This window comes from Sorangium sp. So ce375 (assembly GCF_051473855.1).
GTDB lineage: Bacteria > Myxococcota_A > Polyangia > Polyangiales > Polyangiaceae > Sorangium.
In genome coordinates this window covers 1-13,885 of sequence record NZ_CP150335.1, presented here as the reverse complement: position 1 = coordinate 13,885, position 13,885 = coordinate 1, and the positions used below count along the sequence as shown (strand labels likewise).

The following is a 13,885-nucleotide window of genomic DNA, read 5'->3' as shown; positions in this document are numbered from 1 at the left end:
CGCTATGTTAGCCCGCGTGCCCGCACGAAGACCCCCGCTCTCCCGCGCGTCCGCCGCGCTGGCGCTCGCCGCTGTCGCGCTGTCCTTCACGTTCGTCGGCTGCCCCTGCGTCAGCGGTCCGGTGAACGCGAGCCCTGGCCTCCGCTGGTTTCTGTTCTCGAATTTCGGCGCCAGCAAGATCTGCCCCGAGATGCTGAAGAGCGGGGTCTCGCTGCGCCTGCAGGATCGATCGGCGTCCATCGGCCGGTTCTTCCCGATGCAGTGCTCGTACGACGTCAACGACGCGGCGCAGACGATCACGGTTCACATCGCCGGCACGGGGTACGGCTACATGCAGCCGGCCAAGCGGGTGGGCTTCTCGCTCACGACGTCCGTCGAGTACCGACCCGACTTCCAGCTCGCGGACGATGACGTCTACGTGTGGGGACGGCTGAACCGGATCGTGCAAGGCCCGAGCTTCCAGCTGGGCTACGTCGAGAACCCCGTCATCGACGTGATGGCCAACGTCCCGCCGTTCGGAGGGCTCGCCAACCTGCTCGGCAACCAGATCGTCGCAGGCGAGATGACGCGCGGGTTCACCGTCCTCTACAACGAGGAGAGGGGGAAGGACTTCACGCTGGGGATCCTCATGCCGCCCCAGCGACCGCACCACCCGTTCGAGGTGGAGGACGAGGAGCGGTACACGTTCGCGAACGAGACCGTCGAGGTGTACGCGAACCAGCGCGACTACCTCGGGCCGTTCGAGATCGCCGACTCGGACCAGGCGCTCTATCTCAAGATCAGCGTGCAGGGCGCGCCCGTGGACGTCATGATCGTCGACAAGCCCACCGGCGACGCGTGGCGCGAGGCCTACCAGACCGGCAAGCCGCTCGGTCCCCCGCCAGGCCCGGTGCAGGCAGGCGGCCCTCTCCAGCCCGGGATCATCGAGACGCGCCGCTACGCGCTGCGCCCGGGCCTCTACTACGTCGTCATCGACAACACGGCCGCGGCCGGCCTTGTCGCGCCTCCCATCACGCTGCTCAGCCCCCTCGGAGGCTCGGCCGCTCAGGTCAGCTACATGGCGCAGGTCGGCGAGTAGCGCCGACGAGCCGGGTCACGATCGGCATCGGCGAGGTCGCGCCGAGCGGGCGCCTCCACCGGCCTTGACGCGGTTCGCCGCGAACGGGATAAACTTGCCATGGCCGTCATGGAGAGAGAGGGGAGCAGCGCCAGCCACGTGGACCAACTTGCCCTCGACCGGCTACGCGCTCGCCTCCAGGCCTACATGGTCAAGAAGGGGCTGCGCTCGACGGCGCAGCGCCGGCTGATCGTCGACACATTCTTCTCCGGCGCCCCGCACATGACCATCGAGGACCTGCTCGCGGAGGTGCGCGCGCACGACCGAGGCATCGGGTACGCGACCGTGTACCGCACGCTCAAGCTGCTCGCGGAGTGCGGGGTGGCCTCCGAGCGCCGGTTCGGGGACGGCCTTAGCCGCTACGAGCTCGCGGACGACGCCAGCACGCACCACGACCACCTGATCTGCGTCAACTGCGGGAAGATCATCGAGTTCGAAGAGCCGCGGATCGAGGCGCTCCAGGAAGAGATCGCCGCGAAGTACGGCTTCGATGTGACCTGGCACAAGCACGAGATGTACGGCGTCTGCGCGGACTGTCGCGACGCCAAGGACTCCACGCCCCCCGGCGTCTCGTAGCCCGGCGTCGGCGACCGCGCCCGCCGCTCAGCTCTTCGCGTCGAGCGCGCGGGCGTGGACGACGGCCATGACGCCGCCGAGCAGCGAGGCGATGGGCGCGTAGGCCGGCGGGAGCACGAACGCGGAGATCACCGCGGCGCCGACGAGCGCCGGGGCGACGCTCAGCGCGAGCCCGACGCGCGCCTCGAGGCGCGTGCGGTGCGCGAGCGCGAGGGAGAGCGCCGCGTCGCGGACGTCGTCCGACGCGAGGACCGTGGAGAAGTCGGCCGGCGCCGAGCCGGCGGCGCCGAGCGCCACGGAGACGTCCGCCGCGCCGAGCGCGGCGTCGTCGACGCCCGCGTGGCCGAGGACGGCGACGCTCGTGCCCGCGTCGATGAGACGACGCACCTCCGTGCCGCGATCAGCAGGCAGGATCTCGGGGCGGATGTGGTCGATGTCGAGCGAGCGGCCGATCGCCTCGCAGGTCTCGCGCGCGTCGCCCGACATCAAGACGGGCTCGATCTGCGCGTCGAGCAGGTGCTGGATGGCGGCCCTCGCTCCGGGGCGCAGCCCGTCCTGCAGGCCGATGATGCCGACGAGGCGGGCGCCGACCGCGACGAGGACCACCGTGCGGCCCAGCGCCTCGAGCTCGGCGACGCGGCTCTCGGCCGCGGCGATCGAGATCCGCTGCTCGAGCATGAGCGCGCGGTTCCCGACGCAGAGATCCTCGCCGGACGAGGTGACGGCCGTCACGCCGAGACCGGGGTGGAAGTTGGGGTTCCTGACGCCGTCAGGCCGCAAGCCGCGGGCGCGCGCGGCGCGGACGATCGCCGTCGCGACGGGGTGCTCCTCGGTGCGCTCCGCGCCGGCCGCGAGCGCGAGCACGTCGCTCGGCTTGAGCTTCTGCCCGGTCGCCTCCAGCTCCGCGAGCTCGGGCTCGCCGAGCAGCAGCGTGCCACGGGCGCAGAACACGACGACCGAGGTCTTCCCTGCGCGATCCCAGGCGTCGGCGCTCTTGTAGACGATGCCCCGGCGGAGCCCGAGCAGGATGCCGCGCGCGACGTGCACCGAGGCGATGGATGCCGTGATCGCCGTGGACAACCCGGCGAGCACGGCGGCGGCGGTCATCGCGATCTCGACGGGAGCCCGCCCGGCGACGAAGGCGGAGAGCGCGCCGATCGCCGCGGCGCCGATCGCCCAGCGCTCGGTCAGGGCGCGGGAGGCCCGCGCGATCGGCGCGAGGGCGTCCGCGCGCCGGCGGGCGTCGAGCAGGACGCGCGCGACCGCGCGATCGCCTCCGGAGAAGGTGCACGCGCCGACGAGGCGACCCCGGACCACGGTGGCCCCGGCGACGACCGGGTCGCCGTCGCGGCGGCGCGTCGGCGTGGTCGCGCCGATCCACGGGAGCACCTCGACGTCGCCGCCCGTGACGACGAGGTCGACGGGGACGACCTCCCCCGCGTCGACCTGGACGCTCTCGCCTGGTCGCAGATCGTAGAGCTCGTCCCCGGCGCCCTCGACGGCGCCGCCGTCGCTGCCGCGCTGCGGGGCGCGGTCGGCAGGCGCCGTGCCCTGCGCCCACGCGCCCGGCGGCCGGCGCGCCGGCGTCGAGAGCACGGATCCGATCCACGCCCGCTCCGCGAAGACGCGATGGCGGGCGCTCTCGATGAGCCACGCGCTGATCGCGCTGGCGGTGGCGATCACGCCGGCCAGCGACGCGGCCTCGGCCGCGAGGGCGCGGTCCTGACCGAAGAGGGCCCAGACGGCGGCCACGAGCCCGCCCAGGACGGGCGCGAGCATCGGCGCCGGGTGCGGATCGGTGGCGTCGCGCGCGGTCGTGGCGGCGCGGCCGAGGAGCATCCCGGCGCTCACCGTGGCGAGGACGATGCGCGCGCCGATGACGAGCTTCGCGTCCCCTGCGAGCGTGAGCGCGACGGCGAGCGTCCCCGCGATGATCGCGAGCACGAGCAGGAGCGCGCCGATGTCCCGCCCCTCGACGGCATCGTAGCGCTGCGGCTCCTCGCTCAGGATGGTGTTCCCGATGGGCTCGAGCAGCGCGCGATCGTCGTCGAGGACGGGCAGATCCGGGAGCTTCTCGTCGAGCGACACGGGCGGGAACGCGTCGACGATCGGGGCGTCGAGATCGGCGATGCGCGCCGCGCCGTCGTCGGCGCTCGTCCGCGCGGGCGCGGCGCGCGGCGTGGAGGCGTCGTGCCCGCCCGCGAAGGGCGGCGCCCCCGACGAGAGCCCGCGGGCCGGAGCGCCGGCGAAGGGCGACCCGGACGCTGCGGGGCCACCAGGCCGGACGTCGCCCGTCGCAGGCGGCGCCTCACCGAGGAAGGCGTGGCGGCACCGCGCGTTGCAGAAGTAATGGAAGCGCTGATCGAAGATCGCCACCTGTCCCGCGCGGAGCGGATCGATCAGCTTGCTGCAGCCCGAGCACGGGACGGGTGCGACGGCGGGACCGGCGGCGCGCGAGGCGACCACCTCAACCTGCAGCCGGCGTCTCGGCGAGCGCGGCCTCGACCTCGGCCAGCGCCTCGTCGATCTGCGCGTCGCTCACGATCAGCGGCGGCGTGAACCGGAGCACGCTGCTGCCCGCGATGGTGAGCAGCACGCCCCGGTCGCGCACCCGGCCGAGCGCCGCGCGCGGGTCCACGCTCGGCGCGAGGATGAGCCCGCGCAGCAGCCCGCGCCCGCGCTCGCCGACGCACACGCCCGGCAGCCGCGCGGCGATCGCGGCGAGGCCGCGGCTGAGCCGCTCGCCGCGCGTCTGGGCGGCCTCGCACAGCTTCTCTTCCTCGATGACCGCGAGCACCGTGCGCGCCGTTGCGGAGGCGAGCGCGTTGCCGCCGTAGGTCGAGCCGTGCGAGCCCGGGGGCAGCGCGCCGTTCAGCCGCTCCCGCAGCACCAGCGCGCCGACCGGGAACCCGCCGCCGAGCCCCTTGGCGAGCGCCGCGGCGTCTGCCTGGACGCCGTCGTAGTTCGCGCCGAGCCAGTGCCCCGTGCGCCCGATGCCGGTCTGCACCTCATCGATGAGCAGCAGCGCGCCGTGCTCGTCGGCGATGCGCCGCAGCTCGGCGAGGAACCCGGCGGGGGCCGGCAGCACGCCGCCCTCCCCTTGCACCGGCTCCACGAGGATCCCCGCGACGTCCGGGCCCATGGCGGCGCGCACCGCCGCCACGTCCCCGTAAGGCACGTGCGTGACACCATCGAGCGAAGGGCCGAAGCCCTCGCGGTACTTCGGCGTCCCGGTCAGGGCGACCGCGCCGAGGGTGCGGCCGTGGAACGCGTTGTCGAACGCGATGATCCGGTAGCGCCCCGTCTCGCCCCGGTTGAAGAAGTGGCGGCGCGCGAGCTTGAGCATCGCCTCGTTCGCCTCCGTGCCCGAGTTGCAGAAGAAGGCGCGGTCGAAGCCGGTCTTCGCGCAGAGCTCCTCGGCGAGGCGGAGGTTCTCGGCGTTGAAGAAATAGTTGGAGACGTGCATCAGGCGCCCCGCCTGCTCGGCGATCGTCGCCACGAGCCGCGGGTGAGCGTGCCCGAGCGAAGCCACGGCCACCCCGGCGCACATGTCAAGGTACCGGCGCCCCTCCGTGTCGAAGAGCTCGCAGCCCCTGCCGCGGTCGAGGACGAACGGCGGCTGGCGGTAATTGCCGAGGAGGTGCTTCTGGGCCGCGAGGAGCGGCGAGCTGGCGGGCGTCGAGGCGTTCGCCGGAGGGGGTTCGCCGGCGGGGCTAGTGGCGATGCTCATGGGGGGCGATCTAACGCCGGGCGGGGGGTCGGAGCAAACGGTCGATGCAGCGCCGGCGGCGGATCGTGGAGACCCGGGCGAACCGCGCCCCCGGAGCGCCCGCGCGCCGCCCCCCGCGGACGTCCTGGGCCGGCGCGGGCCGGCGCCGCGTCACGCGCCGGAGCGCTCGGACGCCGGCGCGCGCCGCCGGAGCGACCATGGGCCTGGCGATTGCCAGCGGATCGCGGCTGGTTATAGTGCCGCCGTCCTATGAGCGATTCGGAACAGAATGGGTCGAGCCAGAACACCGGGGAGACGGCGGAGGCGCAGGCGGAGCGCGCAGCGCCCGCGGAGCAGCAGCCCCCCACCCCCGAAGACAAGCTAGGCGAGGCGCAGGCCGAGGCCGCGCGGCTGCGCGAGCAGCTGCTGCGCACCGCCGCCGACTTCGACAACTTCCGTAAGCGCTCCCGGCGCGAGGTCGAAGAGGCGCAGCGCCGTGGCCGCGAGACGATCCTGAAGGATCTGCTCCCGGTCTTCGACAACCTCGAACGCGCCGCCAGCCACGCCGAGAGCGCGCCGGACGTGAAGTCGGTCGCCGAGGGCGTCCGCATCGTGACGAAGCAGTTCGTCGACACGCTGGATCGCATGGGCATCAAGCGCATCGCCGCGGTCGGCAAGCCCTTCGATCCCAGCGTGCACGAGGCCATCCAGCAGATCGACTCGACCGAGCACCCGGCCGGCGTCGTGATCGCGGAGGTCCAGCCCGGATACATGCTGGGCGATTACCTGATCCGCGCGGCCATGGTCGTCGTCTCGAAGGGCTCGCCCGTCGACCCCGCGCCCGCGGCGAACTGAGCCTCCGCGCGGCGTCGCGCCGGCTCCCCTGGCGCACACCACCGGCACGTCGCGCATCCTTGCGGTGATCGTGTCCGGGATCTGCCGTGCCCCGCCACCTCGCCGCACGATCTCCCCAAATATCGCGGGCGCCCAGGTCGTCTCCCCACCCGGCGAGCATCCAGGCCTGTAGTATCTTTCGCCGCATATGGGGAAGGTGATCGGCATCGATCTTGGGACGACGAACTCGTGCGTGGCTGTCGTCGAAGGGGCAGGCGTCGCCTCGGCGAACGATGTTCGGGTGATCCCGAACGCCGAGGGCGCCCGCACGACGCCCTCCGTCGTCGGCTTTCCCGCGAGCGGTGAGCGCCTGGTCGGACAGGTCGCGCGTCGCCAGGCGGTCACGAACCCGCAGAACACGATCTACGCGGTGAAGCGGCTGATGGGCCGCAAGTTCACCGCGCCCGAGGTCAGCAAGCAGATCAGCCTCGCCCCCTACAAGATCGTCGAGGCGCCGAACAGCGACGCCTGGGTCGAGGTCAAGGGGCGCAGCTACTCGCCTCCCGAGATCTCCGCGGTGATCCTGGGCCAGATGAAGCAGGTCGCCGAGCGGTTCCTCGGCGAGCCCGTGACGGAAGCGGTGGTCACCGTCCCCGCCTACTTCGACGACGCGCAGCGGCAGGCGACAAAGGACGCCGGGCGGATCGCCGGGCTGGAGGTGCGCCGGATCATCAACGAGCCGACCGCCGCGGCGCTCGCCTACGGCCTCGACAAGATGAAGGCCGAGACGATCGCGGTCTACGATCTCGGCGGAGGGACGTTCGACATCTCGATCCTCGAGATCGCGAGCGGGGTCTTCAGCGTCAAGGCGACCGGCGGCGACACGCACCTCGGCGGCGAGGACTTCGACCAGCGGATCATCGACCTCCTCGCCGACGAGTTCGAGGGCAAGCACCGGATCGATCTGCGCCGGGACCGCATGGCGCTGCAGCGGCTCAAGGAGGCGGCCGAGAAGGCGAAGCACGAGCTCTCGTCGTCGCTCGACACCGAGATCAACATCCCGTTCATCGCCGTCGGACCGGGCGGCGGGCCGCTCCACCTCGAGCGGACGATGCGGCGCAACGAGCTCGAGATGCTCTGCGACGGCCTCATCCGGAGGACCATCGACGTCTGTCGCGCGACGCTCGGGGACGCCAAGCTCCCCGTCTCCGCCGTCAACACGGTGGTCCTCGTCGGCGGCATGACCCGGATGCCCGCGGTGCAGGCGGCGGTGCGCGAGTTCTTCGGCCGGGAGCCGAACAAGGGCGTGAACCCCGACGAGGTCGTCGCGGTCGGGGCGGCGCTGCAGGGCGCCGCGCTCTCCGGACAGGTGGACGAGGTGCTGCTCCTCGACGTGACGCCGCTGTCGCTCGGCGTCGAGACCGGCGGCGGCGTGAGCTTCAAGCTCATCCCGCGGAACACGACCATCCCGACCGAGCGGAGCGAGATCTTCACGACGAGCGTCGACAACCAGGGCTTCGTCCCCGTGCACGTGCTCCAGGGCGAGCGCGAGATGGCCGCGGACTGCCGGAGCCTCGCCCGCTTCGAGCTCACCGGCATCCCTCCCGCCCCGCGCGGGCTTCCCAAGATCCAGGTCACCTTCCGCATCGACGAGAACGGCATCGTCCGCGTCGAGGCGCGGGATCTCGGGACGGGGCGGGTGCAGGAGATCCGGGTGACCCCGACGAGCGGCCTCACGCCGGACGAGGTCGAGAGGCTCGTCTCGGAGGGCGAGCGGTTCAAGGAGACCGACGCGCTCCGGCGCGATCTCGCCGAGCTCCGCAACCAGGCGGAGACCCTCGTCTACACGACCGAGCAAGCCCTCGAAGGCTACGGCGATCTGCTCGACGCCGAGCTCCTCGGCGAGGTCCACGCCGAGTGCGCGGCGCTGCGGAAGCTGCTCGACGGCGGCGGCGACCTCGACGCGCTCCGGGACGCGTACGCGCGCCTCGAGGGAGCGGCGTTCCGGATCGCGGAGTCGATGTATGGAGGGGACGATGACGCCGGCGCGAACAAGGCCGTCGAGACATGACGCGCGGCTAGGCGGCGCGGCCAGGGCGGCGACGCCGGCTCGCGCGCCGATCGCAGGCCGTCCCCTCAGGAGCGCCGAGCGCGCTCCAGGCGCAACGCTGCGTGGGGCGCGGGCGGGGCGATGCTGAACGAGACCTTCGGACGGTATCGCTTGCTCGAGCGCCTGGGCGAAGGCGGCATGGCCGAGGTCTTCAAGGCCAAGAGCTTCGGCGTCGAGGGGTTCGAGAAGGTCCTCGTCATCAAGCGCATCCTCCCCAAGCTGGCCGAGCAGGGGCGCTTCGTGGACATGTTCGTGCACGAGGCCAAGCTCGCCGTGCGCCTCTCGCACGCGAACATCGTGCAGGTGTTCGATCTCGGCCGCGTCGACCATCCGAACGGCGACCCGACCAGCTACTTCATCGCGATGGAGTACGTCCCCGGGCTCGACCTGGCGACGCTCCTCGCCCGCTGCCGCAGGGCGAAGAGGCCGATCCCCCTCGGCATGGCCGTCTTCATGACGGCCGAGATCGCGAAGGCGCTCGATCACGCGCACCGGCGGCGCGACGAGCAGTCGCGGCCCCTCGGCATCGTCCACCGCGACATCTCGCCGCAGAACATCCTGCTCTCCTGGGAGGGCGAGGTGAAGGTCACCGACTTCGGCATCGCGAAGGCGACGCAGTCGATGACCGACGAGGAGGTCGGCGAGAACCAGGCAGGGAGGATCCGGGGGAAGCTCGCCTACATGAGCCCCGAGCAGTCGCGCGCCGGCGCGATCGACGGCCGGAGCGATCTCTTCTCGCTCGGGACGGTGCTCTACGAGATGCTCGCCGGCTCGAACCCGTTCGCGGCGCCGACCGCGTTCGAGATCATGCGGCGGCTGCAGGCGAGCGAGTATCCGCCGCTCGCGCTCGTGCGCCCCGACGTGCCCCGATCGCTCGTCGACGTCGTGAGCACGATGCTCGCGAAGAACGCCGAGGATCGGTTCCCCGACGCCGGGCGGCTGCACGAGGCGCTCCTCGGCTTCTTCTACGCGACGGCCGAGCGGTTCGGGGCGAACGACCTCGCCGAGTTCCTGGAGCCGTTCCACGAGGAGAAGAGCGCCGAGCTCGACGGGAGCACCGCGCTCGCAGAGGAGCCGATCGGGGCCAACGAGCGCACGCCGGTCGAGGTGCCGCACACGACGAGCTCGCGCAGCCGCTCGGCGTCAGGGCTCCTCCAGCTGCTCGAGAAGGCCGACAGCAGCCCGGCCGCGCGCGGGCTCGGCGAGCGGCGCGAGGTCACGGCGCTCGTGCTCATCTTCACGGGATCCGAGGACGACACCGCGAGGCGCATCGCGCGGGCCCGCGACGTGCTCGCGCGCTACGGCGCGCTGCTGCTCGAGCAGGAGGCGTCGCAGCTCGTCGCCATCTTCGGGCTCGGCGACGCCGACGGCCGCGACACGGAGGCCGCGGTGCGCGCCGCGCTCGTGATCCTGCGCTCGCGCGGCGGGGGCGCCGCGGTCTCCGCCGGCATCCACCTCGCCCGCATCCTCGTCGACAGCGCCGGCGCCCCGATCCGCGACGAGCGGCTCGCCTCGCTCATCGCCTCCGCCCAGGCGCTCGCCCGCGCGACGGAGTCCCAGGTCGCCGTCTCGAACCTCACCGGGCGCGTCCTCCGCAACGCGTTCACGACCGAGGAGCTGCCCGGCGCGGGCCGGACAGCGCCCGAGGGGGGGCGCGTGGTCACCTCGGCGCAGCCCCCGGACGGCGCGTACGGCCGCTTCGTCGGCCGCCGCGACGAGCTCAAGCAGCTCGGCGACATCCTGGCCGCCGCGACGAGGAAGCGCGCGCAGATCGCCGTCATCCAGGGGGAGCGCGGCATCGGCAAGACGCGGCTGCTCGCCGAGATGGAGCGGCGGCTCTCCAAGGGCGACTACAACGTCGGCGTCTACGTCGCCTCGTGCCCGCACAACGGCGCCGACGTCCCGTGGAGCGGCCTCACCGCGATGCTCCAGGTGCTCTGCGGCATCCAGGAGGGCGACGACGAGGAGCGCATCCGCGCGGTGCTGCCGCGGCTGCGAGCGCTCGGCCTGCGCGACGACGAGTCCGCGGCCGTGCTCGGCCAGCTCGGCGCGGCGCTCGCCGAGAAGCGCGCGCCGCAGGGGACGACCGCGATCCTGCGCACGGCCTTCCCGCGCATGGTGCAGAGCCTCTGCGAGGATCGTCTCCACTGCTTCGCGTGGGACGACGCGCAGGCGATGGACCAGCTCACCGCCGAAGCGCTGCTCGCCACCGCGGGCCGCGCCGGCGGGCTCCGCGCCGTGCTGATGCTGGCGACGCGCAGCGACCCGCCGCCGCTGCTCGAGTCGCACCCCCACTTCTACCGGCTCAAGGTCGGGGAGCTCTCGGACAGCGACAGCGCGCGCCTCATGTCGGCGCGCATCGGCGCGACCTTGCTGCCGCCCGACGTGGTCGCCTTCTGCCGCGAGCGCGCCGGCGGCCACCCGCTCTTCCTCGAGGAGCTCATCAAGGAGCTCCTCGACTCGGGCGCGCTCAGCGTCGTCAGCGGCGTCGTGAAGGCGCGGCTCGACGGCGCCTCGGCGGTGCCGCGCTCGCTGCGCACGCTCATCGCGACCCGGGTGCGGCGGCTCGATCCGAGCGACCGCGCCGTGCTCCAGGCGGCGGCGATCCTCGGCGATCCGGTGCCGACCGAGGTCCTCGCGGCGCTCCTCCAGCAGAAGCTGCCGGCCGTGAACCGCGCGATCTCGGGGCTCGCGACCCGCGACCTCCTGCGGCTCAAGGGCCCCGCGCAGGCGGGCTTCGCGTCGCCCATGCACGGCGAGATCGTCCTCGACGCGATCCCGCCCGAGCTCCGCCAGGAGCTGCACGCCACCGCCGCGGCGGCGTACGTCGCGGTCGTCGGCGAGGAGAGCGCCGAGCACGCCGAGCGCATCGGGCAGCACTTCTACCAGGCCGGCGACCGCGACCGGGCCGCCACGTTCTACGCGCGCGCGGCGCTCCACAAGATCCGCGCGAGCCAGCTCGATCCGGCGCTCCGGCTCATCTTCCAGGCGCTCGATCTCGGCGACCACGCCCACCGGTCTCCGGCGGAGCTCTCGGCGTGGCTCGGCGCGCTCGCCGACGTCGTCGTGCGCGTGCGCTCCGCGCCCGACCTCTGCGACGTCGCCGCCCGCACGCTCAGGCGCATCGACGAGGCCGGCACCCCGGAGCAGAAGCTCTCGGCCCGCGTCGACCTGGCGCGCGCCCTCGGCGCGGTGGACCTCTTCGCGGACGCGTACGCGAGGCTCGAGGAGGCCTACGCCCTCGCCGGCGACCGGGAGGATCTCCGCCGCAAGGCGCTCGCGTGCGAGACGGAGATCGGCGTCAGGACGGGCGATTTCGCCCGCGCGGAGCGCGCCGTCGAGCAGCTCGAGGCGATGGGCGAGATCGACGACCCGAGGCTCTTGCTCGCGGTCTCCCAGGCGCGCGCGGCGACGGGCGACATCGAGGCGGCGCTCCGCGCCCTCGATCGCGCGGAGGCGCTCGGCGATCCGGGCGACCTCGCCGCGGCGAGCGAGCGCGAGAAGCAGCGCGTCCTCGTGCACGTGTTCCTGCGCGACTTCGACGCGGCGGTGAAGAGCTCCGCCCGCGCCGTCGATCTCGCCCGGTCCGCGGGCCTGCGCTTCGAGACGGCCGCCGCGCTGCACAACCTCGGCGACGCGAGCCGGCGGCTCGGCGATCTGCCGCGCGCCTATGCGTCGCTCATCGAGTCGAAGGAGCTCGCCGAGGAGAGCGGGCACGAGCGCCTCGTCTCCATCAACCGCGCGCACCTCGCCTACCTGGACGGGCTGAGCGGCGCGGCCGGCGCCGGCGAGCTCCTGCGCGAGCTCGCGCGCTACGCCGACGCGCGCTCCTACCGGACCGACGCCCTGGAGAGCCGGTACCTGCTCGGCGCTCTCCTGAAGCAGCGGGGCCTGGTCAAGGAGGCGCGGCGCGAGCTCGCGGAGGTGCTCGATCTCGCGTCCGCGTACGGCAACAAGCTCGTCGCGGACGACGCGCGCTCCGCGCTGTCCGAGCTCTGACCCGCGCGGTCGTCGCGCGGCGAGCAGAGAGCCGCGCGCCCGCTCTAGCGGGCGGCGGCCCGGGCTCCGGCGGGTCGCTCTCGCGCCGCGCGCGCGGCTCTCGCGTCGCGCGCGCGGCTCACTCGTCGGCGAGCTTCTTCTCGAGGGCCTCGAGGTGGGCGCGGACCTGCGGATCCGAGTCGCGCTGCGCCTCGATCTTGCGGACGGCGCTCATCACCGTCGTGTGATCGCGGTTGCCGAAGGCCCGCCCGATCTCCGGGAAGCTGCACTTCAGCCGCTGCTTGCAGAGGTACATCGCGACGTGGCGCGCGAAGGCCACGCTCTTGTGGCGGTCCTTCGAGGTGAGGTCGATCGAGCGCAGGTGGAAGTGGTGGCACACGGCGCGCTGGATGTCCTCGACGCTCATCATCTGCGCGCGCGGCGGCGACGTGGCCGTGATCTCGGCGCGCGCGAACGGGAGGTCGACAGGGCGGCCCGTGAGCGAGCTCTTGGCCGCCAGCCGGATCAGCGTCCCCTCGAGCTCGCGGACGTTCGAGCGGACCATCTGCGCGAGGTAGAGCGCCACGTCGTCCGTGAGCGCGATGCCCTCGAGCGCCGCCTTGTTCCGGACGATCGCGACGCGCGTCTCCAGCTCCGGCACCTGGATGTCGGCGACGAGACCCCAGGAGAACCGCGAGACGAGCCGCTCTTCCATGCGCTCGAGGTTCTGGGGGTACTTGTCGCTCGTCACAACGATCTGCCGGTCGAGCGTGTGGAGCGCGTTGAAGGTGTGGAAGAACTCCTCCTGCGTCTGCTCGCGTCCGGCCAGGAACTGGATGTCGTCGACGAGCAGCACGTCGCAGCTCGACCTGTACCGCGTGCGGAACTCGTCCATCCGGTGGTGCTGGATGGCCGTGATGAAGTCGTTCGTGAACTTCTCGGCCGAGACGTAGATGATCCGCGCGTCCGGCCTGCCCTCGAAGACGCGGTGCGCGATCGCGTGCATGAGGTGGGTCTTGCCGAGCCCCGTGCCGCCGCAGATGAAGAGCGGGTTATAGCGTCGCCCCCCGCCGCCCGCGGCCGCGATCGCGGCCGCGTGCGCCAGCTGGTTCGAGGGGCCCACGACGAAGCTCGCGAAGGTGTGCTTCGGGTTGAGGTCGTCCGGCAGCGATGGGACACGCCGCAGCGACGGCTCGGGGCGAGGCGCCGGCGCCGGAGCCGGCGCCACGCTGGTCGGTCGCACGACGAGCGCCCGCGGACGCACCGGGGTGAGCTCCACGCGCTGGGCGATCGGCGCGGCGAGGTTCTGATCCACCGTCCACGCGACCTGGACCGACCAGCCGGTGAGCTCTCGGATCTTGTCCGTCAGCGCTGGCAGGAAATTGTCCCTGACCCACTCGAGGACGAACTCGTTCTGGACGCGCAGCGTGAGCACGCCGTCGGTCAGATCATCGAACTGAACTCCCCCGAACCACTGATCGAAAGTGGCCGGGGAAAGCGCCCGCGTATGCTCGATCGCCCGATCGAAGACCTCGCGCGGCTCGTGTTTCGGAATCGTCAT

At 72.7% G+C, this 13,885-nt stretch carries 8 protein-coding genes; 5 read left to right on the top strand and 3 right to left on the bottom strand.

Annotated features, from left to right (window positions below; translation table 11 throughout):
- The first annotated feature begins 16 nt into the window (after positions 1-16).
- Both WME90_RS00040 and WME90_RS00035 read left to right on the top strand, forming a co-directional pair.
- A complete protein-coding gene (locus WME90_RS00040; protein WP_437278978.1) occupies positions 17-1,078 on the top strand; it encodes a hypothetical protein in 1,062 nt (353 codons plus the stop codon).
- 99 nt (positions 1,079-1,177) lie between these two features.
- Entirely contained in the window at positions 1,178-1,693 is a 516-nt protein-coding gene (locus WME90_RS00035; RefSeq protein ID WP_437278977.1) for a Fur family transcriptional regulator, read from the top strand.
- Positions 1,694-1,720: 27 nt separating this feature from the next.
- Here WME90_RS00035 and WME90_RS00030 read toward each other — a convergent pair whose 3' ends face one another.
- Positions 1,721-4,159, bottom strand: coding sequence for an HAD family hydrolase (locus WME90_RS00030; RefSeq protein WP_437278976.1), 2,439 nt, complete (start codon positions 4,157-4,159; stop codon positions 1,721-1,723).
- Between the two features lies 1 nt (position 4,160).
- Positions 4,161-5,423 (bottom strand): aspartate aminotransferase family protein, encoded by a 1,263-nt coding sequence (locus WME90_RS00025; RefSeq protein WP_437278975.1) that lies wholly within the window; start codon positions 5,421-5,423, stop codon positions 4,161-4,163.
- Between the two features lie 249 nt (positions 5,424-5,672).
- Here WME90_RS00025 and grpE point away from each other — a divergent pair, with 249 nt between their 5' ends.
- The 3 genes from grpE (at position 5,673) to WME90_RS00010 (ending at position 12,345) form a co-directional block, all read left to right on the top strand.
- Positions 5,673-6,257 (top strand): nucleotide exchange factor GrpE, encoded by a 585-nt coding sequence (gene grpE / locus WME90_RS00020; protein WP_437278974.1) that lies wholly within the window; start codon positions 5,673-5,675, stop codon positions 6,255-6,257.
- Between the two features lie 187 nt (positions 6,258-6,444).
- Complete coding sequence (gene dnaK, locus WME90_RS00015) at positions 6,445-8,307, top strand: molecular chaperone DnaK (RefSeq protein WP_437278973.1); 1,863 nt, start codon at positions 6,445-6,447, stop codon at positions 8,305-8,307.
- 120 nt (positions 8,308-8,427) lie between these two features.
- Entirely contained in the window at positions 8,428-12,345 is a 3,918-nt protein-coding gene (locus WME90_RS00010; RefSeq protein ID WP_437278972.1) for a serine/threonine-protein kinase, read from the top strand.
- Positions 12,346-12,463: 118 nt separating this feature from the next.
- On the opposite strand, the gene dnaA is transcribed toward WME90_RS00010, so the two are convergent.
- Positions 12,464-13,885 (bottom strand): chromosomal replication initiator protein DnaA, encoded by a 1,422-nt coding sequence (dnaA, locus tag WME90_RS00005; RefSeq protein ID WP_437278971.1) that lies wholly within the window; start codon positions 13,883-13,885, stop codon positions 12,464-12,466.

Coding starts and splice junctions, on each gene's coding strand:
- WME90_RS00010 (WP_437278972.1), top strand. CDS start 8,428: ATGCTGAACGAGACCTTCGGACGGTATCGCTTGCTCGAGCGCCTGGGC.
- dnaA (WP_437278971.1), bottom strand. CDS start 13,885: ATGACGATTCCGAAACACGAGCCGCGCGAGGTCTTCGATCGGGCGATC.
- grpE (WP_437278974.1), top strand. CDS start 5,673: ATGAGCGATTCGGAACAGAATGGGTCGAGCCAGAACACCGGGGAGACG.
- WME90_RS00025 (WP_437278975.1), bottom strand. CDS start 5,423: ATGAGCATCGCCACTAGCCCCGCCGGCGAACCCCCTCCGGCGAACGCC.
- dnaK (WP_437278973.1), top strand. CDS start 6,445: ATGGGGAAGGTGATCGGCATCGATCTTGGGACGACGAACTCGTGCGTG.
- WME90_RS00035 (WP_437278977.1), top strand. CDS start 1,178: ATGGCCGTCATGGAGAGAGAGGGGAGCAGCGCCAGCCACGTGGACCAA.